Genomic DNA, 22,927 nt, shown 5'->3' with positions numbered 1-22,927 from the left:
GGGCGGGTAGTTCTTCATCACCATCAGGGATATCTCTTCCCCTGGACCTCAAGATCCAGTCTCCGAGGTGTCCACGTTCAAGGGGAAAGACCCCCCTTCCACCAGGCTGAGAGGGCGGCGGCCATGACGATGCAAGCTCTAGGCCCGCTCGGCAAAAACGTGGGTCAAAGCCGCAACACGTCGATAAGGATCTGTGGCGCCGGCTTGTTCCTCGCAGTCCAGCAACGCGGCCAGAACCTGGTCGTTGGGGACTTCCGCGTTGGTCGGCGCGGTATCGGTGAACACGCGCACGCCATACCAGGCGCGCACCTTCAGCCGCCGGTCAGCGAGCGCGGCAGTCAAGACATCCAAGCGGTCAGCGCGAGCCGTGACACCGATACGGTTGTCATACGACAGTTCCTGGAATGCTCGCTGCGCTGTCGCCCAGTCGCCGAGCAGACCCGGCCGCATCGCCAAGGCATCGCCGTTGCGGACCAGCAGGGACACCATGCCCCCTGTGGTCAACAGCCGCGCCAGATCATCCAGCAACGGCCCGGGGTCGGCGAAGTACATCAAAACCCCGTGGCACAGCACAACATCGAAGCTCTCAGGCCGGAACAAGGTAGCAATATCCAGTACGTCTCCTTGGAGTATCCGCACTCGCTCCCGAACATCCTCCGGCTCGTCCGCCAGAGCACGCTGAAGATCACCAAGGAGTGCCGCCGAGGAGTCCAGCCCTGTCACATCGTGTCCGCGTCGCGCCAGCCGCAGCAGCTGCGTTCCCTGGCCGCATCCCACATCCAGAACACGCTGCGGCACCGCATCGGACAGGTGAGCCGCCAACTGCCGGGCTACCAGCTCTTGGCGGACGACCTGCCGGAGCGTCCCCAGACGAGCTCGCCACTGTTCCTCGCCTGCCGCGAAGCTAGAAGTCATCGCACCTCTCTCTGCATGCTGCCGGACCAGCAGCGAGCCTACGCGTTCATTCTTCGGCCCTTCCATGACACCTCGTCAGCGATGCGCCAGGAGACACTCCGATTTGCCGGATCAGCCCAGGTGCAGATAAGCACCGGAAAGCAGAAGGTGGCCCGGAAACGGAAAAGGCGCACGCGACGCCCCGCGTGCGCCCTTCCGGGCCCGGCGCTCAGGCGGCCTTGCGTGCGAACCTTCCCGTCGCCCCCCGGCGGCCTCCGCCCGAGGAGAAGGCACCCTTCACCACGCCACGGAGCACCTCGCCCGGTCGCTGCTGCTCCCCGTGCAGGGAGGTGAGGGCGACGAGCGCCCCCGTGACACCGGGAATGGCCCACTGGAGGAGGCTCAACTGCCGCTGCGCCTTCGCGATGTCCTCGGGGGTGGCCTCGTCGGGCTTGGTCGCACCCTCGGCGGGCACCTCGCCGGCTTGGTCGATCTTGGCACCGAGGACCCTGCTGTAGGCGGTCGCGGCCAGCGCGACACCGGTCAGCAGCGTCTTGGCCGCGGTGTTCGCGGCCACGCCCTTCTGGTAGGTCACGCGCCCCCTGTTGGCCAGCAGCAAGCCGGCCGAGCCGACGACGTACATGGCGATGCCCGCGGCGTTGACCGGCGTCCAACGCCTCCATCCGGCGCTCGCCACCCGCGTGCGCTCACGCCGGTCGTCCACCGCGGAGGCGGCGCCGTTGAGGCCGACCGCTCCCATCAGCGAGCCGCCGAACCATATGGCGAGCCCCACGTCATGCATGGTGCGCACGACGGTGTTGCGTTTCATGCGTTCTCCTTCTGTCCCCCGATGATGGATACGCAGTGCTGCAGCGAGCATTGCCCCTCTGTCACCGCTATGGGCGATTGACTACCCTCTCGTCCCAACGAGAATTCCCTCCCCGGTTCCCCCTCCGCGGCAAGATTGGGGCGGCGGGCCCCCAAGAGATCGCTCGCTCAGGCGAGGCGCACCTCGACGTCGGCGTTGCCCCGCATCGCCTTGAAGTACGGGCAGTGCTCCTGTGCCTGTCCGGCCAGGCGGGCGGCCACGTCCCGTTCCGCCCCGGGCAGGTCGACCGTCACCTCGACGCCGATCACGTAGTCGTCACTCTTCCCCCGTTTGCGCAGCTCCACGGCGGTGTCGACGCGGGCTCCGGCGACGTCCACCCCGGTACGGCCGGCGATCAGCGCGAGTGAGCTGTGGAAGCAGGCCGCGTAGGCGGCGGCGAGAAGCTGCTCGGCGTTGGGAGCACCGCCGGGCCCGCCGAGCTGCTCCGGGGCCCTCACCTCCAGGTCGAGCAGCCCGTCGTCGGTCGTCACCCGCCCCGCCCCGTCACCCCGGGAAGAGGCCCGCGCCGTGTAGAGGGTGTCGTAGTCGTCGGTACCGGGTTCCGCGGCGGTATCGGTTCCGGTATCGGTGCCGGTGCCGGGTCCGCCGCCGGCGGGTTCGACGTCGGGCCCGGCCCCGCGGAGCTCGGCGTCGACTCCGGGCCCCGAGTAGTCGGGTCCCACCCCTCGGCTCGACACCTCGGGTGCCGTGGTGCCTGGATTCTCCCGCCCGGCTCGCGTATTCCGGTGCCCGGCTCCCGCATCCTGGCTCATGAGTTCGTCCCCCGATTTTCCCGCGGGCACGAGACCGCTGTCATGTCCCCTGTCGCACACCCGCATTGACCTTGTTCCAAAAACCGCTGGTTACCTACCCGATAGGCGATAAGCAACACAAAATGACAAAAGTCGTTAATATACGGATAATCTTCCCAATGCGCGGCGGGCGGGGCATCCGCCACCCGGCCGACCTGCCTGTTCACCACATGTTCGGGATGCGCTGCCATGCTGCTCTGTCAACGGCAACGTCAACGGTCGGCGAACGCGGGTGGAGGTTGAATGTCCGTTTCGGAGAGGGATCGGGAGCTCTCCCGTTTACTTCGGCGGCTGAAAGAGCGCAGCAAGCGCAGCTATGAGGACCTGGCCGGTTCGACGTTCGTCAGCAGCTCGACACTCCACCGATACTGCAGCGGGAAGAGCGTGCCGCCCGACGTGGGCGTGGTGGTGCGCATCGCCAAGGAATGCGGGGCCAGCGGCGCGGAGCTGCAAGAGGTGTTACGGGCCTGGTCGGCCGCGGACGCCAGACGGCAGCAGCCTTCGAACGCCGTCTCCCCGAGGACACCGGCACCGGCCTCTCCACCGCCGTCCTCCGGGGCCTCCACCGGAGCGCCGTCCTCCGCCCAGGGCCTCCCCGCCCTCTCCGGTTCCCCCGGCGCCTCCCCCGCCCTCGAAGATCCGCACGGCGCCGCCCCTGCCCCGCACGACGGCACCACCGCCCCGGCACTCCCGACCCCGCATGAAAGCACCGTGGCCCCGCACGGCACCACCCCGGCCCTCCCGGCCGCCACCCCGGCCCCACACGACGGCATCGCAGCCGTCCAGGGCGGCCTCCCGGTCCCGTACGGTGTCACCGCCTCTCCCCAGGGGGAAGCCGGGACGGCGCCGGTCCGGGCGGGAAGACGCGGCACCGTCGCCACCCGCGCCGGTCTCACCACGGCGGACCCGCCCCGGACGCATCCGGCGAGGCGGGCGCGCCGGACGCAGATGTCCGGTGTCCTCCTCACCCTGCTGCTCCTCGTCATGGTCCTGTCCTCGGCCGGAAGCCCTTCACCGGCGGAGCCCGACACCATGCCGATCCCCCAGTGGGTCTCCGGCCCCAGCTGGGTGCGGGCGCCGTACCCGGTCTCGCCGAAGATCTTCGGCGTCACCATGAACTCCAACACCGGCAACATGCCGACGTTCCGGGTCGGGGCCGTCCGGTTCTGGGACAGCGGCACCCGGTGGGCCGGCATCCAGCCCCGCCGGGGCGAGTTCGACTGGAGCACCCTGGACCGCCTCGTGGACGGCGCGAACCGGGCCGGGCTGCCCGCGCTGTTCGTCTTCGGGGCCGCCCCGTCGTGGGCCGCGCCGCAGGCGCCGACGGGGCCGTACCAGGACCGGTCGCGGGCCGCGGCCCCCGACGATCTGGACGACTGGGACACGCTGGTGAAGGCCCTGGTGAGCAGGTACCGGGGGCGGATCGAGGCGTACGAGTTGTGGGTGATGGGCAACGACCCGCGGTTCTTCACCAGCGGGGTCGAGACGCTGGTGGAGATGACCCGCCGAGCCGGTGAGATCGTCAGAAGGGAGGACCCGGAGGCGATCGTCGTGTGTCCCGGCATGGGGAGGCTGTGGGACGCCGAGGCCCGCCGGACGCTGGAGCGTTTCGCGGAGCTCGGCGGTTACCGGCACTGCGACGTCGCCGGGATCAAACTCCACCAGCACCGCCCGTCGGACCCGCCGGAGACGATGCTGGAGATCCTGCGGTACGTCAACCGCACGATGCACCGGGCGGGGGTGCACCTGCCGCTGTGGAACACCGGGACGACGTACGAGATCCCGCTCCAGGGTTCGCTGGACGACCGGCGGGCGGTCGACAACGCCGTGCGGTTCTACCTGCTCAGCCTCTACGCCACCGATCTGGGCCTGCAGCGCATGTACTTCTACAACTGGGGTGGGACCAACATCCCCATCGTGCTGCAGGCCGAGGGAGGCGCCCCCACGCGCGCCGCGCTGGCGGTGGAGGAGCTGCAACGGTGGCTGGCCCGCACCCGGCTGCGCTCCTGCGGGCGGGGGCTGCCGATCGGACTGCCGGACAACGTGTGGCAGTGCGAGTTCCTGGTCGCCGAGGCCGAGGGGGAGCACCGCGCGGTCATCCGGTGGACCCACAGCGGGACCGCCGAGACCGTCGTCGGCCCCTCCGCCACGCGGGTGCGCCACCTCGACGGCACCGTCACCGAGGTCCGGCCGGAGGACGGCCTGCGGGTCACCGAACGGCCGGTCCTCGTCGAGTACCGGTAGAGGAGGTCCCCGTCGTCCCCGTTCCCGCCGGCACGGCCCGCGCTCCCGCCGGCACGGGCCCGTGTACTCACCGGTGCGGGCCCGCGTACCCACCGGTGCGGGCCCGTCCGCGCGGGCGGCCGTCACCGGCCGGCCGGGTCCTCGACGTCGCCGCTCGGGCTCCCGGCCCCGCCGGGCGCGGGTCGCGCCGCGCGCCGGGTGCGGGCGCCGTACGCGAGGGTGACGGCGACGACGGCGAGGGGGAAAGCGGCGGCGACGAGGAGGCCGGTGCGGAGCCCGGAGCCGCCGTCGCCGGGGAGGACGGCCGACAGGCCGTTCAGGAACCCGCCCGCGGCCGCGGCGTCGGCGGCGGCCCCGGCGATCCAGGGACCGACCGCGCCGCCGGCGTCGCCGAAGACGGCCAGCACCCCGAACATGGCCGCGCCGCCCAGGGGGAAGCGGGCGGCGGCGAGACTGAAGGTCCCCGGCCACAGGAGGCTGACGGCCAGGCCGCACACCGCGCAGCCGACCAGGCTGGCCACCGGGCTCGCGGACAGGCAGGCGACCAGGTAGCAGACGGTCGCCAGCGCCCCGCACGAGGCCATGGCGGGCACCAGCGGGATCCGCTCGCCCCACAGCCCGTAGACGATGCGGCCGACGCCCATCAGTATCGCGAACAGGCACGGGCCCGCCAGGTCGCCCCAGACCTTGGACAGGTTCAGGCCCTCCTCCGCGAACAGGGACGCCCACTGCGACATGGTCAGCTCGGCCGCGCCCGCGCAGAGCATGAGGGTGAGAGCGGCGGCGAAGGCCGGGGTGGTGAAGAGTGCCCGCAACGAGGTGCGGTGCTCGTCGGGCACGGTCGCGGGCAGCGGGACCCTCAGGAAGGCCACCAGGTTGACGAGCGGGACGACCGCCCAGACGAGCGGGAGCACCTGCCAGGCGTCCTGGCCGATCCAGGCCAGAAGCAACGTGCTGCCCGCCACCACGGCGACCTGGCCCCAGCAGTAGAAGGAGTGCAGCAGGCTCATCGCCGCGGCCTTGCCCTCCTGCGGGCTGGGCAGGGCGTCGACGACCGGGCTGACGAGCACCTCCAGCAGGCCGCCTCCGACGGCGTAGACGACGACCGCGGCGCACAGTCCCAGGTAGGGAGAGGGCGCCACCGCCGGGGCCACCGCCAGCAGCACGAGCCCCGCCACCGCCAGGACGTGCGCCAGCACCAGTGGGATCCGGTAGCCGATCCGGTCGACGAACCGCACCGCCACGATGTCGGTGACGAGCTGCGTGGCGAAGTTCAGCAGCACCAGACGGCCGAGCATCTCCACCGGCACCTGGTAGCGGGTCTGGAAGACGATGAACAGCAGGGGTGCCAGGTTGTTGACGATGGCCTGCGTGACGTACCCGGTGTAGCAGGCACGGCGGGTGCGGTCGAAGGTCGTCATGGGGGGTGCGCGTCTCTTCCTACGGTCCTGCCGGGCTTTCCCGCGATCCCGGCGAGGCGGACCGCTCCGGGTGCCGCGACGCGGAACGACGGTGCGGCCTACCCCGGCCGCCGCCTCTCTCGGTGGACGGCAAGCGTACGGGGAGCCGGTGCGACCGGCGCGACCGGCCTCGCCGCGGCGGGCTCACCCGCGGCGGACCGGGAGGCTGTGCCGAATGCGGAGGCGGCACCGGACGGGGAGACGGCACCGGACCGGGAAACGGCACCGGACCGGGAAACGGCACCGGACCGGGAAACGGTGCCGGGCGAAGAGGTCGCACCGGGCGGAGAGACGGTGTCGAACCGGCGGGCCACGGCCACGAGGATGCCGGCGGCCACGGCCAGCCCCGCGGAGACGGCGACCACGGCCGGCCATCCCCCCTCCTGCCACCGGTGGGTGGCCAGCGTGCCGAAGACGGAGCTGCCCGCGTAGTAGGCGAGGAGGTACAGTCCCGAGGCCTGCCCGACGCCGGCGCCGAGCCGGTGGGCGCGGTCGGACACCCAGCCGCTGGCCAAGGAGTGGACGCCGAGGAAGGCGAAGGTCAGCACGCCGAGCCCGGCCATGATCATCGGCAGTGGGGCCGGGGCGGTGAGCAGCACCCCCGCGAGCAGGGCCACGACGCCGGCCAGCGTGGTCCGGCCGCGCCCGAACCGGGCGGCGAGCCGGCCGGCGGCCAGCGGCGCGCCCACGCCCACCGGGTAGGCGAGGAACACCAGCACCGCCGCCCCGCCCAGCAGGTAGGGTGCGGCCTCCAGGCGGAACGCCATGGCGTTGTACAGGCCGACGAAGGCTCCCATCCCGGCCGCGCCGACCAGGAACAGCGCCACCAGGGCCGGGTCACGCAGGGTCAGGCGGGTGGCGCGCAGCAGGTCCCCCGGGCGCGGGCTGGAGCGCGTGAACCGGCGCGAGGGCGGCACGAGCACCCACAGGCCGGCCGCGCAGGCCAGGGTGAGGCCGCCGATGGCGGCGGTCGCCCCCTGCCAGCCCCACAGGGCGTCCAGCGGCCCGGGGAGCAGCCTGCCCGCCGCCCCGCCCAGTGCCGTACCGGTGATGTAGGCGGCGTTCGCGCGCAGGTGGGCGCCGTGGTGCATCTCCTCGCGCAGGTAGGCCAGGGCCACGGCGGGCAGGCCGGCCAGCGCGACGCCTTCCAGGCCCCGTAGGACGAGGAGGCTGTGCCAGGTGGGGGCGAACGCGGACGCGATGCCCAGCACGGCCGAGCCGACGAGGGAGACCCGCATGATCATGACACGTCCCACCATGTCGGAGAGCGGTCCGACGAACAGCATGGCGACGGCCATGGTGACCGTGGAGAGGGAGAGCACCGCCGACGAGGCGCCGGCCGAGACGTGGAACTCCGCGGCCACGCGGGGCAGCAGCGGCTGGACGTAGTACAGGGCGACGAAGTTGGCCAGCCCGCCGAGCATCAGCCCGTACCTGATCCGGCGGTAGGCCGGGTCCTCCGGCCGGTACCCGGAGGCGGCGACCGGCCGGGTGAGAGTCGAGGTCACCGTTCGATCCTGATCGAGCAGCACTGATGCGCAAAATGAGGTATTTGCCGGAGCTGATGCGCGCGGTGCATCATCGCAGGATGGACGTGCAGACGTTGCGGTGGTTCCTGTCCCTCTGCGACACGGAGAACATGCGTGACACGGCGGCGCTGGAGCGTGTCAACCAGTCGACGCTCTCACGGGCCCTCGCCCGGCTGGAGGCGGAGCTCGGCACGGAGCTGTTCCACCGGCACGGTCGCAGACTCGCCGTCAACCGCTTCGGCGCCCTGTTCCGCGACCACGCCGCACGGGCCGTCGGTGAGCTCGACGTGGCCCGCCGCCGTATCGACGCCCTGGCCAACCCCGGCACGGGCCTGATCCGCCTCGGATTCCTGTACTCGGTGGGACGCTGGCTGGTCCCCGAGATCCTGCGTGACTACCGGGCCGCCATCCCGGGGATCAGGTTCGAGCTCCACCAGGGCTTCGGCAGGGACCTGTACGCCTGGCTGGACCACGGCGACATCGACGCCGCCCTGGTCACCCCGCCCCCGGAGGGCGCGAACGCGCGCTGGCACCTGCTGCGGGAACAGCAGCTGTGCATCGCCCTGGCGGCCGGGCACCCGCTCGCCGAGGTCCCGGACCTGACGCTCGGCGACGTCCGGGACGAGCCGTTCATCGCGTTCGCCCCCACCACGGACCTGCGCCGGGTCATCGACGCCCTGTGCCGCGAAGCCGGTTTCGAGCCGGTGATCGCCTTCGAGAGCGAGGAGATCGCCACCATGCGCGGGCTCATCGGCGCCGGCCTCGGCGTGGGTGTGCTCCCCCGCCCCGCCGTGCTCGAACACGACGACCCCGTCTACCGCCCTCTCGGCCCGTCGCAGCGCCGCCCCATCGGCCTCGCCTGGAACCCGGCGCCGGCCCAGACCCCGGCGAGCGCCCGGTTCATCGAACACCTCGTCCCCGGGGAGCGGCGGCGAACGTGAGCCCGGCGTCCCTGCGGACCTCGTCCGCGGGGACGCGCCACCGCTACACGCGGCCGGGCCGGGAGACGGCCGGGGCCGGGGAGGGGCGGAACGGGTCGGGGAGGGCGAGGACGAACCATACGACCTTGCCGCCGGCGGAGGGGTGGGCGACACCCCAGTCGTCGGCCAGGGAGTCGACGATCTGGAGGCCCCGGCCGCCGGTGGCGTCCATGTCCCGGGCGCACATGCGGGGGGCGCCCGCTCCGGGGTCGAAGAGCTCGCCACGGACGAAGCCCCCGCTGCTGCGGATTCTCAGCGCGCAGGCGGCGCCACCGTGCTGGACGGCGTTCGTGACCAGCTCGCTGATGATCAGTACGCAGTCGTCTACGAGATCGTGGGCGCCCCACAGGGAGAGCTCCTGACGGACCAGCGAGCGGGCGTCGCGGACGCTGGCGGGAGCCGCGGGCAGCAGGCACTCGGCCATGCGCTCGGGGACGGCGTCGAGGTACGCCGTTGATGAGCCGTGGTGGAGAGACACTGCACCTCCTAGATATGGGAGCGCTCCCACACGCAAATGTAGAACATTTACCTAATGTTGTGAATCGGTTACGAGCTAATTGTTTCCGCCGAATGTCGCAAAGGTGAGGAAGATTCACTTCAGTGGAGACGGCCGCGGCCGGCTCCATGCGAGCCGGCCGGGACCGGCCGGTTCCGGATCGGGGGCGTCAGCGCAGCTGGGGCAGGACCTTCGCGCCGAAGGCGTCGATGAAGGCGCCCTGCTCCCGGCCCACGTGGTGCAGGTAGATCTCCTCGAAGCCCAGGTCCGCGTACTCGTTGAGCAGGGCCGCGTGCCTGCCGAGATCGGAGGAGACGTTGACCACCCCGGCGACCTTGTCCGGCGGGACGTCCGCGGAGACGGCGTCGAAGAGCTCGGCGGTGTCGAGGTCCCAGCACACCGGCGGGGGGAAGACGTTGCTGCGCCACTGCTCGTGGGCGACGGCCACGGCCTCCTCGTCCGTCTCGGCCCAGCTCAGGTGGACCTGCAGCGCCGCCTTACCCCGGCCGCCCGCGTCCCGGTACGCGCCGAGGACCTCGCGGAGCCGGTCCGCGGGCGCGTTCACCGTGATCAGGCCGTCGGCCCACTCCGCGCACCAGCGCGCCGTCTCGGGGCTCACCGCCGCGCCCAGCAGCTTGGGCGGGACCTCCGGGCGGGTCCACAGCCGTGCCCGGTCCACGGTGACCAGGCCGTCGTGGCTGACCTCCTCCCCCGCCAGCAGCGCCCGGATGACGTCGACGCACTCCCGCAGCCGCCGCGTGCGAAGCTCCTTACGCGGCCAGCGGTCACCGGTGATGTGCTCGTTGCTCGCCTCCCCGGTGCCGAGCGCGGCCCAGAAGCGCCCGGGGTACATCGCGCCGAGGGTGCCGATCGCCTGGGCGATGACGGCCGGGTGGTAGCGCTGGCCGGGGGCGTTGACCACACCGAACGGCAGGCCCGTGGCCTGGAGCGCCGCGCCCAGCCAGGACCAGGCGAAACCGGACTGCCCCTGCCTCTCGCTCCACGGCGAGAAGTGGTCCGACGACATCGCCGCCCCGAACCCCGCCTGCTCGGCCCGGGTCACCGCCTTCAACAGCTCTGCCGGGTGGACCTGCTCGTGTGATGAGTGGAAGCCATAGGTCGTCATAGGTCCCCGGCTACCCGCACGGCGGCCGTCCAGTCAGGGCACCGGTCCCACTTCTCCGCGGGACCGGAAGCCGGGGCGAGAGGTCCGGCCGGAGGGAAACCGGTCAGAGGGCCGAGGTGTGGCTGACGGGGGACGCCGCCCGCCGGCACCCGTGGGAACACCCGCCCGGCCCGGGAACGCCTCCGGCCGTTTCCCGCCACGAGATCATCCTGGCGCTCCACCGAGTACGGTGTGAGGAAGGACGGGCCGATCCGCCGGAATCCAGGAGAAGGGGTGTAAGACCGTGCCGGAGTCCGACTCGAACATTCCGCGCACCATGTGGCGGCTGCTGGAGCCGCTGCACGCGGTCCTCTACTTCACCCCGGAGGGACGGACCTCGGCCGACGCGGTCGGCATGCGCGGTTTCTGGATGGGGTACTTCGCGACGCGGGCGGCTCCGCTGGGGCCGGTCGGCCCGGACGCCGTCACGGCCGCCTTCCACGGCTTCCCACCGGCGCATGTCGCGCGGGCGTTGCCCGACGCCTGGACGTTCGCGACCCCCGGCGACGTCCTGCGGGCCCGGCTCGACGGAGCGGACGCGGCGCTGCGGCGCCTGCTCACGGACGCGGTGGTCGAGTCGGACGACGTGCGCGCGGCCGCCGACCTCGCCTGGGAGGCCGCGGGCCACGCCGACGTCGCGGGCCGGGTGCTGGCCGCGGCGAACCGGGCGCTGCCCGCGCCGGAGGAGCCGCACCTGCGGCTCTGGCAGGCGGCGACCACGCTGCGCGAGCACCGCGGCGACGGGCATGTGGCCGCCCTCGTCGTCCACGGGGTCTCCCCCGTCGAGGCCCATCTGCTCAAGGTCGCGGCGGGCGAGACCGACCTGGCGCAGCTGCGCGTGGCCCGGCGCTGGGACGACGGCGACTGGGACGCGGCGGCCGAGGCCCTGCGGGAGCGGGGGTGGACCGACGCCTCCGGCCGTCTGACGGCCGAGGGCGCGCGGCAGCGCGACCGGATCGAGCAGCTGACCGACGGAGCGGCGGCCCGGCCCTGGCGGACCCTGGGCGAGGAGCGCACCGCCGCGCTCGCCCGGCTGCTCCACCCGCTGACCACCGCGGTCCGGGCGTCGGACGCCTTCCCGCCGGCGAACCCGATCGGCCTGCCGCAGCCGTACGCGCCGGAGACCGCCGAGGGCCGGGACGGTGAGAACGGCCGGGATCCCTCGATCCCGGCCGCCCCGTCACGGATCGGCTGACCTGCCGGACCGGCCGGGCGGGAGGGTCCGCCCGGCCGCGAGGATCACCCGAACGGGAGCCTCACCAGCGACCGGTCGCCGACACCGAGGGTGGTGGTGCCGCCGCCGATGGCGTTCCAGACCTCGACCTTCACCCGGCCGCCCGACAGGTTGCCGAGCGTCCCCGAGGAGGAGTGCAGGCCGGCGGCCTGGGTGTAGTGCTCCCAGCCCGGCACCGGGTCGGTGGCGAAGTAACGGTAGGTCTCCACCCTGTCCCAGCTCCCGTCGCCGGTCAGGTCGTACGAGACCCGCGTCTGGGTGCCGTTGGCGATCGTGGTGCCCGCGTCCACGAAGAGGTCGAAGGTGGTGGAACCGCCGTTGTAGGCGGCGGTGAGGCCGGTGGCGGTGAACACCTGGGCGTTCGTCGGGGTGCCGTCGTGGTTGCCGTTGGCGGCGGCCAGCGTGACGTTCCCCGCCGTGCCGGCCGTGCCGGGCAGTCCCCCGCCGGAGGCGAGGTGGCGTGTCGCCGCGAACGGCCCCGCGGTCGGTGTGGGCGAGGGGTCGGGGCCCGGGTTGACGCCGCCGGAGGCGTTGCCTCCGCTCCAGGTGTGGGCGCCTGAGGTGACCGTCCTGCCCGCCGGCACGTTGAGGACGGTGCCGTTGGAGAAGGTCACCGTGATCGCGCTGCCGGTGATGTTGGACGCCACGTGGGTGCGGGCGCCGTTCTTGACGAAGACCTTGGCCAGCGGGTGGTTCGCGGTGACGGAGGTGTCCACCGTGCCGAGGGCCGCCAGGTTGCGGATCCAGTGGAAGGTGTGCGCCCGGCTCTCCCCTTCCTCGGGGGTGAAGCCGCTGTTGGCGCGGAGGTTGGACAGCGCGGTGTCCCCGTTGCCGAGGGCGAGGAACTCCCAGATGATGTCCTGCCACACCGTGGGCGGGCCGCCGTTGTTGCGCACCAGCTCGTTGTAGTTGGTGGTCACGTAGCCCGGGTTCTCGCCCAGGTAGAAGTGCCCGCCGGTGACGGGGAGCATGTTGATGCCCTGGATCATCTCCGGCTCGGCGCTGAACCAGGTGGCGTAGGCGCCGCCGTCGCCCCAGACCATGCCGACCGTGCTGTGGCCGAAGGCCGAGGGGAAGTTCTGGTCGCGCACGTCGAACCAGTACTCCTTGATGGCCGCGGCCTGGGTCGTGTAGATGAAGACGCCCGCGTCGCGGACCGCGGTGTTGCCGGTGGCCTGGCCCCACTGGATGAGGGCGTTGGCGAAGTTCATGCCCTCCGAGGAGGACTCCTGGTTGTTGCCCGCGCCGAACGCCCCGTGGCCGGAGGCCCAGTCGTGGCCGGCGTAGATGTCGAAGTCGCGCAGGTAGGGGAAGCGGGTGTCGGAGCGGTCGTAGTTGTTGGCGTCACGGATCAGCAGGTCGACCATGCCGCCGTACTGGCTCGTCTTCGCCCAGTTCGGGTCGAACTTGGCCAGCGTCGCGGCGGCGGCGATGAAGTAGCCGTAGTGGAAGTGGTGGTCGTTGAGCTCCTGGTCGGAACCGTACGAGGCGGGGTAGCCGATCAGGGTGCCCCAGGTCGGGTTGAGGTAGAAGACCCGGCTGGTCTTGCCCGGTGAGGCGGTGAACCAGTCATTGAGGCGGCCGCGGATGGCGTTGAGCGCCGCGTCGCGCACCGAGGTCAGGTTGAGCTGGTCGGCGATCTCCGCGATGCGGGCGGCCCGGCCCAGGCCCTTGCCGGTCCAGTAGGTGTCGTCGCCGCGGATGTCCATGGGGTTGGCCAGCTCGGCGTTGAGGTGGTTGGTGACCGTGGTGAGGTCGGCCCCCGAGGAGTCGCCCACCGCGGGCACCTCCGGCAGCACGCCGGTGTACTTCATCGACGTCCTGAACTGGGTACCGGTGACGATCTTCATCGGGCCGCGCGCCGAGACGTACGTCTGCGTGAGCGGGGTCGAGCCGGTCAGGTGGTTCCACTGGTGCGGGTAGAGCGCGATGACCGTACCGGTCGCGCTGCCCTGCCTGGCCGTGGTGGTGAAGGCGTACGTCGTGGTGAGCGTGCTGTTCGACGGGGTGTAGGAGTACGAGACGCGGGTCCCGGTGACGTGCGCGTGCGCGTACTGGCCGTAGGTGCTCGCCAGCGCGGCGCGGTCGCCGCCCGCGGGCAGCACCGCCACCGAGAAGAAGCCCTGCCCGGCCAGGGACGAGCGGATCGTCGTCCCGCTGACCGACCAGGTCGCGCCGGCCGGGGCGTAGGCGACGTAGTCGTGGCCGTTCGCGGTGAAGCCGATGGTGGCGCCGCTGTTGGACCACACCGCCGGGCTCCCCGAGGTGGTGATCTGCGCGTCGCCCCCGGTGACCTGGAAGTACGCGAACGGCAGGCCGTGGCCGATGGTGGCCTTCATGGTCCGTCCGCCGCCGCTCCAGTAGGGCGTGACGGTCCAGTCGCTCCAGCCGTCGACCTTGACGTCCGGTGAGCTCAGGCCCGCGACGCCGACGCGGATGTCCTGGACGTACGGGTAGTGGAACTCGCCGACGCCGGTCGCGGTGCCGCTGATCACCGGGGTGGTGTTGTACGAGAAACCGAGGCCGTCGCCGAAGGTGTCGTACGAGATCGGGTGGGCGTGGAGCGGTTCCCCGTACGCGCAGTCGGTCCTCTTGAACAGGATCGACGACCACCAGTCGTTGGTGGGCACGGCCCCGGCGGGGGCGTTGGCGGTGACCCACTGACGCGGGTTGGTGGAGATGGAGCCGCAGCCCGTCGGCAGCGAGCGGCCCGAGGGGAGGGAGTCGGCGTAGCTGCCGGCGCCGACCGCGGCGGCCTCGGCGGACCGGGCGGCGCCGAGGCCGAGCAGCCCGGCCACCATCGCGACGACCACGCCGGCGGCGAGCCCGCGTCGGTGAAGGCGGAGACGGCGGGCGAGCCGTCCTTCACGGGGAGCGGACCGTTCTTCGCGGGGGGTGGGTCGTTCTCCGTGGGGGGTGGGCCGGCTTTCACCGGGGCGCGCACTGTCCGGACCCGCGGTCCGGATCGAGGGATCCATGGGGGGTGCCTCCGGGGAGAAAGGTGAGGATTCTGCGGCGGACCGATCCGAGAGAGCGCTCTCTGAGCGAGAAAGTAACGGCCCGTTTCACGGCAGTCAATGTTTCGCATTAATAACGAAAAGGTAAAGCAGGTAGACGCAGGTGAGGCGAGAGACGCCCAGAGAACGGGGGTTTCCGCCGGACTGAGCCCTCTCCGCACTCATGCGTTCCGCACTCAGGCGCTGGCCCACGATCGAGGCATATGCCTATCCTGATCTGAGAGCGCTCTCACTGCCGACCGTCCCGCCGCGCCGGTCGGCCTGTCCGTGCTGCCCGCCCCCGCTCCCGCGGGTCGCCCCCGCCGGGTGCTCGCGGACCGCCGCCATCGGCCGCGACTCTCACCCGAGACACCCCCGCACCCGTGCCGCGCCACGCCCCAGCGCGCGAACGCACCGTACGCCGCCCGGCCGACCCCTCGCGCCTGCCCGATCAACAGGCCGGGCGCAACTCACCCCGCGGTGACAAAACCAAGACTGGACACGGAAAGTAATAATCAGTTTACTTTCCGTGACAACTCCAGCACCTGCTGTCCCAGGAGAGAACATGCGCAACAGGAAGCCCTTGGCCATCGCCGCCGCCACCGCGGCCGTCGGGCTCGCCGGACTCGCGACGATGGCGCTCGCCGCCCCGGCGACGGCGTCCGTGCCCGCGGAGTCCGTGGGGGCCGCCGCCCCCGCCGCGCCCGCGGTCGCGGACTTCACGGGCTACCAGCTCATCAAGCTCCCCAACGCCAACGTTCCCAACTTCCAGCGCCGCACGGTCCGCTGCCCCGCGGGCAAGAAGGCCGTGGGCGGGGGCGCCGAGGCCCAGGGCAACCAGGCCGTCCTGGTCGGGTCCTTCCCGACCGACGACGGCACCGGCTGGATCGGCCTGGGCCGCCAGCCCGGCTACGGCGACGTCGGCATCAGCGTCTTCGTGATCTGCGCCAACGTCAGCTGACCCCCGGGATCACCCACCCCGGCCAGGCCTCCGGCCCGACCGGGGTTTTCCCATGGCCGCCGCCCCGGGGATTCCGCACGGCGCCCGGGACAAAGGAACACCGGACCGCACCCCGGCCGTCCTGACCCGGGCCCGGCGGGCGAGCCACTTCTCTCCTGCCCCGAAGGCAGGCGACAGCGACTTTCAGGTACCGATGCCGGTCCCATGGGCGCGGCGTGACGACGGGGGGTCCACGCGTGAAGCGCCTTCGATACCGCTTCGACACCCTCATCGCCCGGGGCTCCACCGCGATGTTCGGCCTGCTCCTGGTCGTGACGTTGATCACGGCGGTGGCCGGCGCGGTGGCCGTCCTCTCCTTCTCCTCCCGGAGCGTGGACCTGCGCTCCGCGCTCTGGTCGGGGTTGATGCGCATGATGTCGCCGGCCATGGTGACCCGCGACACCGGCTCCCCGGTGTTCCTCGGCAGCATGCTGGTCCTGGCCCTGACCGGAATCGTGATCTTCAGCGCGCTCATCGGGATGATCGAGACGGCGCTCGACCGCAAGCTGGCCACCCTCCGCAAGGGCAGGTCCCTGGTCGTCGAGCGCGGCCACACGGTCGTGCTCGGCTGGTCGGAGCAGGTGTTCCTGGTCCTCGCCGAGCTCTCCGCGGCCGACGCGAACCGGGGCGCGACCTGCGTGGCGATCCTCGCCGAGAAAGACAGGGTGGCCATGGAGGAGGAAATCAGGAACCGGCTCGTCCTCCCCCGCCGCCTGCGCGTCGTGTGCCGCACCGGGAGCCCCACCGACCCCATCGACGTGGCCATCGTCAGCCCGGAGCGCGCCAAGGCGGTCATCGTGCTCGGCACCGAGGACGGTGACTCCGACGCCAGGACCGTCAAGAGCCTCCTCGCCCTCGACGCCGCCGGGGTGCCGCCCGCCGTCCACGTCGTGGCCGGTGTGCGTGACCCGCGCAACCTGGCCGCGGCCCGGCTCGCGGGCGGGAGCGGGGCCCAGGTCGTCGACGTCGACGAGATCTCCGCCCGCATCATGGTGCAGACCTGCGTGCAGGCCGGCCTGTCCGCGGTCTACAGCGACCTGCTCGCCTTCGACGGCGACGAGATCTACTTCACCGGCGCCGGGGAGCTGGCCGGCGAGCGGTTCGGTGACGCTCTCCCCACCCTGGAGAACTGCTCGCTCATCGGGCTGGAGCGGGGCGGGCGGATCCTCCTCAGCCCTGCCGCGGAGACCCGGATCGGCGCGGACGACCGGCTCATCGTGATCTCCAACGACGACGGCGCGGCACCCGCCCGCTCGACCGCCGCGGTCGACGAGGCGGCGATCTCCACCGCTTCCGGGCGCGGACCCGTGCCGCGGCGCGTCCTCGTCCTCGGGTGGAACGATCGCGGCGCCGCGGTCGTGGCGGAGTTCAACCGCTACCTGCCGCACGGCTCGCACGTGGCGGTCGCCGCCGACGATCCCCGCATGATCGCCGAGCTTGGCGCGCTGGGCTCCCGGACAGCCGTCCTGCCCCTCGCCTGCCGGACCGGTGACGTGACGCTGCGCGCCACCCTGGAGTCGCTGGACCCCGGGACGTTCGACCACGTGCTGATCCTGGCCGACGACCGGGTCGATCCCCAGCTCGCCGACTCGCGCACGCTCCTCACCCTCCTGCATGTCCGCGACATGCGCAGGAGCCACGGGTGGGGGCACAGCCTGGTGACCGAGATCGTCCGTGACTGCGACCGCCGCCTCGTGGAGGTCACCGAGGTGGACGACTTCATCGTCAGCTCGAAGATCACCACTTTGCTGATGGCCCAGCTCGCCGAGGATCCACGCCGCCGCGAGCTCTTCGCCGACCTGTTCGACGCGAAGGGACACGAGATCTACATCAAACCCGCCGCCGACTACGTGCGGCTGGCGACCCCGGTCACGTACGCCACCGTGGTGGCGGCCGCGTGTTCGTACGGCGAGGCCGCGATCGGTTACCGCACCGGCCGCGCGGCCGACGGCGAGGGCCCGGGCGGCAACGGCGTCGTCCTGAACCCGCCCAAGAGCAGCACCCTGACCTTCCGCCCCGGAGACACGGTGATCGTGCTGGCCCGGAGCTGACCCCGGCCGGGGCGTCACACCGTGACGGTGCGGCAGCCCGTTCCCGCGCACCCCCGCGACGGCGGGGAAACCGCCGCCGGTCACCTCCCGCCGGGCACGCCCCGCCAGACGTGTTCACCGGCCTGGACGTCCACGACCGCGTGGCATCTCCACCCGCCGCCCGCGTGCTCGAAGACGACGTCGTCGGCCGCGGGGACCGCCACGGGAAGCGCGGTGACCTCCGCGATCGGAACCATCGCCATGACCAGGGTGGCGCCCCCGTCGGTGTCCTCCACGACCTCGACGTCCGCGGGCACCTGCCCGTCCGTCCCCAGGCGAATGATCACCTGGCACAGGGTGGCGGTCAGCAGATCGGGGTCCGACTCCGGCTCGATCCGCACGACGATCTGCTTGTAGGGCACGGCGATACAGGGCCGTACGGCACCCGCGACCAGCCCCCGGACCGCCTGCGCCACACACTCGGCCCTGCTGGGAGACCAGGCGTCCAATACGAGATGATCGTTGCGAAGACGCACCCGGTATCCCGCCGCGTCCCGATCCTCTGCCTCACCGTTGCCCATGCCGGCCCCCCGCGATCCGCACAGCGACGAGGTCCACTCTGAGCCGGACCCCGTCCGTCCGGTAGGGCTGAAGGTCCCTGGAAGGGACCGCGATGGATCGGGGCGCGGGTTCCGCGGGCGCGGACCGCCGGGTGAGGACCTTCGCCTCTGCCGATCCATCGGGCGGTGCGGTTGGGTGGGAGGCGACCTCGGAAGCGAGGTGGACCGTGTCATTGACCATCGCACTGGCCGGGGACACCATGCTGGGCCGCGGCGTGGCGCCCCAGATCGAGCAGTCGACCGATCCGGCCGACTTCCTCTCCAGCGAGCTCCTCGGCCGGCTGGCCGAGGCCGACTTCTTCCTGCTCAACCTCGAATGTTGCGTGTCCGCGCGGGGCAGCCGCTGGGAGGCGCGTGGCAAGCCGTTCCACTTCCGTGCCCCGCCGCAGGCGGCGGACCTGCTGGCCCGGCTCGGGGTCGGCTGCGTCACCCTCGCCAACAACCACGCGCTGGACTACGGGTACGAGGCGCTGACGGACACCCTCGACCACCTCGGCCGCGCCGGGATCGGGACCGTCGGGGCCGGCCCCGACCTCGACCGGGCACGCCGGCCGGCCGTGTTCACCGTCCGCGGCACGCGGCTGGGCGTCATCGGGGTCAGCGACCATCCACGGGATTTCGCCGCCGAGCCCGCGCGGCCCGGCATCGCGTACGCCGACCTCTCCTCGGGGACGCCGCCCTGGACGCTCGACGCGATACGGGAACTGCGGCCCCGGGTGGACGCGGTCCTGGTCACACCGCACTGGGGACCGAACATGACCGATCGTCCCCTCCCCTACGTCAGGACGGCGGCGTGGGACTTCGTCGGGGCCGGGGCGACCGTCGTGGCCGGCCACTCGGCTCACGTGTTCCACGGGGTGGACCCGCCGGTGCTCTACGACCTCGGCGACTTCATCGACGACTACGCCGTCGACGAACTGCTCCGCAACGACCTCGGCCTGCTCTGGTTCGTCGAGTTCGGCGAGCGGGGCCCGGTGCGGCTGCGCGCCCTGCCCATCAAGCTGGCCTACGCCCGCACCCGGGCCGCCCACGGCGAGGAGTGGGCGTGGATCCGCAGACGCTTCACCCAGGCCTGCGCGCGCATGGGGACCGCCGTGTCGGTGGAGGAGGGGGAGTTCGTCGTCGGCCTCGGGAATCACGCGTATGCCGAGGCCATGGAGGAATCCCCACCGGAAGGCTGAGGGCGAGTCATGCCCCGGCGGATCGGATCCGGCGCGCGCAGATGATCGTGCTCAGCCGGCAGTGCCTGCGCACCGGCGCCATCGCGGGTCACCGAGCTGGATGTCGGGTTGTCCGCTGACACCGCGAAGGAGAACCAGCCGAAGTGATCCGGTGCCTGCTCGGGTGGAATGCTGACGGCCGGCAGGCTCAGGTGGTGACCGATGACCTCGGCGATCTCCCGGAAGGCCACGCCCTCGTCGGCGGTTCCGTGCCGGCGTGCGCCCGCTGACGCTGTCTCCAGCGCCCGCCTGTACAGCCGGGCCGCGTCCAGGGGTGCACCGCGGGCCATCGGTTGGCACCGTCCGCGACGAAGGCGGACACGCCGGTACGCCGAGCGATGCCGATCAAGGTGGGGACGAAACCGTAGTGATCGAGCGAGCTGTGCACGGTCGGCGCGAGGCGGACAATCGAATCAGAGCTGGGAGCCGCCGCCGTCCACGGCGAGTTCGGCGCCGGTGGTCCGCGACGTGCAGACCTGGCTCAACACGCTGGTCACGCTCTGCACCCGCTGCGACCCTCGGGTGAGGGGCACCCGCCGGGAAGACCGATCGAGCCGGTGGTTCCGTCCGTTCAGGTGGCGGGACGGCCTCGTGGCCGTTCCACCCCTGCTTCGCCGTCCGGACGGGACCGTCGCCCTGCAGTGACTGCCCGAGGGCCGGCACGTTCGGTCTTTCAGCCTCCCCCGGTGGGTGCCCGAACACAAGGATCGCGCCTCGCGCACGGCCCCGGCAGGGCCGTTCGGCCCTCCGGCCGATGGTCTTTGGGCCCGCCCCGGACAGGTCCGGACCGACCCGGCCCGATCCGGACCGGCGAGGACCGGTGGCTGCCCGGCCGGCTCAGGGGCGGCGGCCACGAGGGCCGTGAGATCACCATCCGGCCGCTGCTCGACCACACCGGCGGGATCTTCGCCTACGGCGACGTCAGGCGAGCCGGGCCCCGCCCACCTCGTGTCCCGCGGTACGCGCGAACCCGGCGAACCGCAGGGCGTCGCGCACCGCCGCACCGCCCGGATCGTTGTTGAAGTAGACGTAGACGTCGTCCCACGCCTCCCCCACGCGGCGCAGCCACGAGCGGAGCGCGGTGTCGCCGTACGACGGCCACGGCGTGGCCGCCCCCTCGTGGAAGCGCAGGTAGCCCCAGCCGGCGGTCCGCCACAGCGGCGTCTGCGGGCGGCCGAGGCGATCGCTCCAGCACAGGGCGGCTCCGTGGGCCGCCAGCACGTCGTGTACCCGGCCGGTCCACCACGACCGGTGCCGGGGTTCGACGGCGACGCGCACCCCGGCCGGGAAGCAGCGCAGGCACGCGTCCAGCGACTCCGGATCCGCCCGCAGCGTGGGCGGCAGCTGCAGCAGCACCGGCCCGAGCCTGTCCCCCAGGCCGCCGGCCACCCCCAGCAGGCGCTCGACCGGCTCCTCCGGGTCCCGGAGACGTTTGACGTGGGTCAGGAACCGGCTGGCCTTGACCGCCATGACGAAACCCTCCGGGGTACGGTCCCGCCAGCTCTCGAACGTCTCCCGTGCCGGCAGCCGGTAGAAGACGCCGTTGTTCTCGACCGTCCGGAAGCATTCGCCGTACCGCTCCAGCCACCGCCCGCGGGCCAGACCGGGCGGGTACAGCACGCCGCGCCAGTGGTCGTACTGCCAGCCGGACGTCCCCACCAGCATCATGGGAACACGCCCCGATCCGCGCCGTCAGACCCGGCGGCGGTGACTGTGTCCACCGGCCCCGCCGGGCGTCCCGCCGTCGCGCCGGACGCCACCGGCCGCCGGAATGGGGAAACGACGCGTTCCGGGGAAGCGATGTTTTCCGGGGAAGCGACGCGTGCCGTCCCGTGGTCTGACGCGTTCGGGCATGTCGGCCTCCTCGGCGACGCGGGTGCCGGGCCGGCGCGGTCCTCACCGGGCGCCTCCGGCGCGGATGCCCTGCCCGTCAGATCGGGCCTGCCCGTCAGGGCAGACCTGCCCTTCCCCGCGGAGAGGAAACGCGTGATGGCGCCGACGTGCTCACCGCCCGGGTGCCGGGCCCGTACGGAGCCCTCGTGGCGTGCGGGCCCTCGCGGGAGGCCAGGCCGGGGTGGTGGGCGTTCGCCACGCGCCTTCGGAGATATTCCGATCTCGCCGGACCCGGCTCACCCGAGGGCGCCAAGAGGCCGACCGGCCGACGCGCCGGACGGGCGGTGTCCGAGCGGACGCGCCTCACGAAACGGGGCGTGAACGCGACCGGCGCGTTCGTGATCGGAGTCACGGACGCGCCGGTCGGATGCGGTGTGCGCCGCCAGGGACTCGAATCCCGGACCCGCTGATCAAAAGCCGCGGCGCGGTGTCATGCGGCAGTATCGGTGGATCGGCCGCTGACGGGCAGTCTCATGGTGTGGTCGCCGAAGTCGGCGACCAGGTCGAGGTGCCCGCCGAGCGCTTCGACGTATCGGGCGATGACGTCGATGGAGGTCACCTCGCCGTGCTCGATTTGAGAGATGCGCGCGACGCTCACGCCCATGGTGGCGGCGAGGTCTTTCTGGGTGTGCCCGGCGTGCTTGCGAGCCTCGGAGAGTCGGCGCCCGCGCGTCTCGGCGAGCAGCCGGCGCGCTCCGGCTTCGACCGCGGAGGGGGAAACGCCGGCGTCGTGCAGTTCTCGCTCAAGGATGTCCCAGTCCTGTGGAGTGCGCTTGGGCATGGTCACTCCTCCTCTTCGGCGGTGTAGTCAAGGTAGAGCCGTTCGGCCAGCGGGATGTTGACGCGGTACCACCGCTCCCAGTTGCCCGCCTTGTCGCCGCCGAGCAGCAGAAGCGCCGACCGGGTCGGGTCGAAGGCGAAGATGATTCTGATCTCGGATCGGCCACGTGAGCCGGGCCTGAGTTCCTTGAGATGGTGCAGGCTGCTGCCCTTGATCCGATCGACGAGGGGCCGGCCCAGGGAGGGGCCTTCCTCGCGCAGCGCCGCTACGGCTTGGGCCACCTGCGTGGCCGAGGCGAGATCTTCCTTGATCAGGGCACGGAACCACGCTGCGTACTCCTCGGTGACTTTCACGGCCCAGGCCAACGACGCCTCCTCCAGGTTAAGGCTAGCCTTAACCTAGCTTCCTTGACCATACCGCGCCGGCAGACAGCGGAATCAGCCTCCGTCAGACCTGGACCACCTCAGTTCGTCGGGGGCACGGTGGAGCGCGGCCGGTTCGCAGCCGTGGCTGACGCGTTCGCCGTAGAGGGGCCGTGGAGTGTGGCCGCCAGGCGCATCGAGAGGTTGAACAGGTCCGGTGCCCGGCAGGGCGGTGTCCGAGCGGACGCGCCTCACGAAACGGGGCGTGAACGCGACCGGCGCGTTCGTGATCGGAGTCACGGACGCGCCGGTCGGATGCGGTGTGCGCCGCCAGGGACTCGAA

Annotated in this window: 19 protein-coding genes; 6 read left to right on the top strand and 13 right to left on the bottom strand. The window is 72.0% G+C overall.

What is annotated here, in order from left to right; all coding sequences use genetic code 11:
- Positions 1–138: 138 nt before the first annotated feature.
- From ABD841_RS37740 to ABD841_RS37730, 3 genes are all read right to left on the bottom strand, one after another.
- Positions 139–981, bottom strand: coding sequence for a class I SAM-dependent methyltransferase (locus ABD841_RS37740; protein WP_344981756.1), 843 nt, complete (start codon positions 979–981; stop codon positions 139–141).
- A gap of 142 nt (positions 982–1,123) precedes the next feature.
- Entirely contained in the window at positions 1,124–1,723 is a 600-nt protein-coding gene (locus ABD841_RS37735) for a hypothetical protein (protein WP_344981752.1), read from the bottom strand.
- A gap of 167 nt (positions 1,724–1,890) precedes the next feature.
- On the bottom strand, positions 1,891–2,445 hold the full coding sequence (locus ABD841_RS37730) for an Ohr family peroxiredoxin (RefSeq protein WP_344981750.1): 555 nt from the start codon (positions 2,443–2,445) through the stop codon (positions 1,891–1,893).
- A 372-nt stretch (positions 2,446–2,817) separates the two neighbouring features.
- Between ABD841_RS37730 and ABD841_RS37725 the strand changes: the two genes are divergently transcribed.
- Positions 2,818–4,818: a helix-turn-helix domain-containing protein gene (locus ABD841_RS37725; protein ID WP_344981748.1), complete on the top strand. Its 2,001-nt coding sequence runs from the start codon at positions 2,818–2,820 to the stop codon at positions 4,816–4,818.
- A 122-nt stretch (positions 4,819–4,940) separates the two neighbouring features.
- Here the strand turns inward: ABD841_RS37725 and ABD841_RS37720 are convergent, their stop codons facing one another.
- Positions 4,941–6,239: an MFS transporter gene (locus tag ABD841_RS37720; protein ID WP_344981746.1), complete on the bottom strand. Its 1,299-nt coding sequence runs from the start codon at positions 6,237–6,239 to the stop codon at positions 4,941–4,943.
- 98 nt (positions 6,240–6,337) lie between these two features.
- The gene (locus ABD841_RS37715) at positions 6,338–7,786 is read right to left on the bottom strand and encodes an MFS transporter (protein WP_344981744.1); all 1,449 of its coding nucleotides are present in this window, start codon (positions 7,784–7,786) and stop codon (positions 6,338–6,340) included.
- 80 nt (positions 7,787–7,866) lie between these two features.
- Here ABD841_RS37715 and ABD841_RS37710 point away from each other — a divergent pair, with 80 nt between their 5' ends.
- Entirely contained in the window at positions 7,867–8,748 is an 882-nt protein-coding gene (locus tag ABD841_RS37710) for a LysR substrate-binding domain-containing protein (RefSeq protein WP_344981742.1), read from the top strand.
- Positions 8,749–8,791: 43 nt separating this feature from the next.
- Here the strand turns inward: ABD841_RS37710 and ABD841_RS37705 are convergent, their stop codons facing one another.
- Together ABD841_RS37705 and ABD841_RS37700 are read right to left on the bottom strand one after the other, a co-directional pair.
- On the bottom strand, positions 8,792–9,265 hold the full coding sequence (locus tag ABD841_RS37705) for an ATP-binding protein (RefSeq protein ID WP_344981740.1): 474 nt from the start codon (positions 9,263–9,265) through the stop codon (positions 8,792–8,794).
- A 187-nt stretch (positions 9,266–9,452) separates the two neighbouring features.
- Positions 9,453–10,409, bottom strand: a complete 957-nt coding sequence (locus ABD841_RS37700) for a TIGR03885 family FMN-dependent LLM class oxidoreductase (RefSeq protein WP_344981738.1) — start codon at positions 10,407–10,409, stop codon at positions 9,453–9,455.
- 283 nt (positions 10,410–10,692) lie between these two features.
- Here ABD841_RS37700 and ABD841_RS37695 point away from each other — a divergent pair, with 283 nt between their 5' ends.
- Positions 10,693–11,643: an SCO6745 family protein gene (locus ABD841_RS37695; RefSeq protein WP_344981736.1), complete on the top strand. Its 951-nt coding sequence runs from the start codon at positions 10,693–10,695 to the stop codon at positions 11,641–11,643.
- A gap of 44 nt (positions 11,644–11,687) precedes the next feature.
- Here ABD841_RS37695 and ABD841_RS37690 read toward each other — a convergent pair whose 3' ends face one another.
- Positions 11,688–14,495, bottom strand: a complete 2,808-nt coding sequence (locus ABD841_RS37690; protein WP_344981734.1) for a glycosyl hydrolase — start codon at positions 14,493–14,495, stop codon at positions 11,688–11,690.
- A gap of 748 nt (positions 14,496–15,243) precedes the next feature.
- Between ABD841_RS37690 and ABD841_RS37685 the strand changes: the two genes are divergently transcribed.
- The gene (locus ABD841_RS37685) at positions 15,244–15,639 is read left to right on the top strand and encodes a hypothetical protein (protein ID WP_344981732.1); all 396 of its coding nucleotides are present in this window, start codon (positions 15,244–15,246) and stop codon (positions 15,637–15,639) included.
- A 236-nt stretch (positions 15,640–15,875) separates the two neighbouring features.
- Positions 15,876–17,729 carry a CASTOR/POLLUX-related putative ion channel gene (locus ABD841_RS37680; RefSeq protein WP_344981730.1) on the top strand — a complete coding sequence of 618 codons (1,854 nt, stop codon included), beginning with the start codon at positions 15,876–15,878 and terminating at the stop codon, positions 17,727–17,729.
- 80 nt (positions 17,730–17,809) lie between these two features.
- On the opposite strand, the gene ABD841_RS37675 is transcribed toward ABD841_RS37680, so the two are convergent.
- Complete coding sequence (locus tag ABD841_RS37675; protein WP_344981728.1) at positions 17,810–18,217, bottom strand: archease; 408 nt, start codon at positions 18,215–18,217, stop codon at positions 17,810–17,812.
- Positions 18,218–18,495: 278 nt separating this feature from the next.
- Between ABD841_RS37675 and ABD841_RS37670 the strand changes: the two genes are divergently transcribed.
- Positions 18,496–19,509, top strand: coding sequence for a CapA family protein (locus ABD841_RS37670; RefSeq protein WP_344981726.1), 1,014 nt, complete (start codon positions 18,496–18,498; stop codon positions 19,507–19,509).
- Here the strand turns inward: ABD841_RS37670 and ABD841_RS37665 are convergent.
- The 4 genes from ABD841_RS37665 to ABD841_RS37650 form a co-directional block, all read right to left on the bottom strand.
- The gene (locus tag ABD841_RS37665) at positions 19,464–19,838 is read right to left on the bottom strand and encodes a Rossmann-fold NAD(P)-binding domain-containing protein (protein WP_344981724.1); all 375 of its coding nucleotides are present in this window, start codon (positions 19,836–19,838) and stop codon (positions 19,464–19,466) included. The two genes, ABD841_RS37670 and ABD841_RS37665, sit on opposite strands and share 46 nt — an antisense overlap.
- Before the next feature lie 631 nt (positions 19,839–20,469).
- Positions 20,470–21,213 carry a DUF72 domain-containing protein gene (locus ABD841_RS37660; RefSeq protein WP_344981758.1) on the bottom strand — a complete coding sequence of 248 codons (744 nt, stop codon included), beginning with the start codon at positions 21,211–21,213 and terminating at the stop codon, positions 20,470–20,472.
- A gap of 658 nt (positions 21,214–21,871) precedes the next feature.
- Positions 21,872–22,222 carry a helix-turn-helix domain-containing protein gene (locus ABD841_RS37655; protein ID WP_344981722.1) on the bottom strand — a complete coding sequence of 117 codons (351 nt, stop codon included), beginning with the start codon at positions 22,220–22,222 and terminating at the stop codon, positions 21,872–21,874.
- Between the two features lie 2 nt (positions 22,223–22,224).
- Positions 22,225–22,587, bottom strand: coding sequence for a type II toxin-antitoxin system RelE/ParE family toxin (locus tag ABD841_RS37650; RefSeq protein ID WP_344981720.1), 363 nt, complete (start codon positions 22,585–22,587; stop codon positions 22,225–22,227).
- Positions 22,588–22,927: the final 340 nt, after the last annotated feature.

Source organism: Streptosporangium fragile (assembly GCF_039534445.1).
Lineage (GTDB): Bacteria > Actinomycetota > Actinomycetes > Streptosporangiales > Streptosporangiaceae > Streptosporangium > Streptosporangium fragile.
This window is presented reverse-complemented; position numbering and strand designations above follow the sequence as displayed.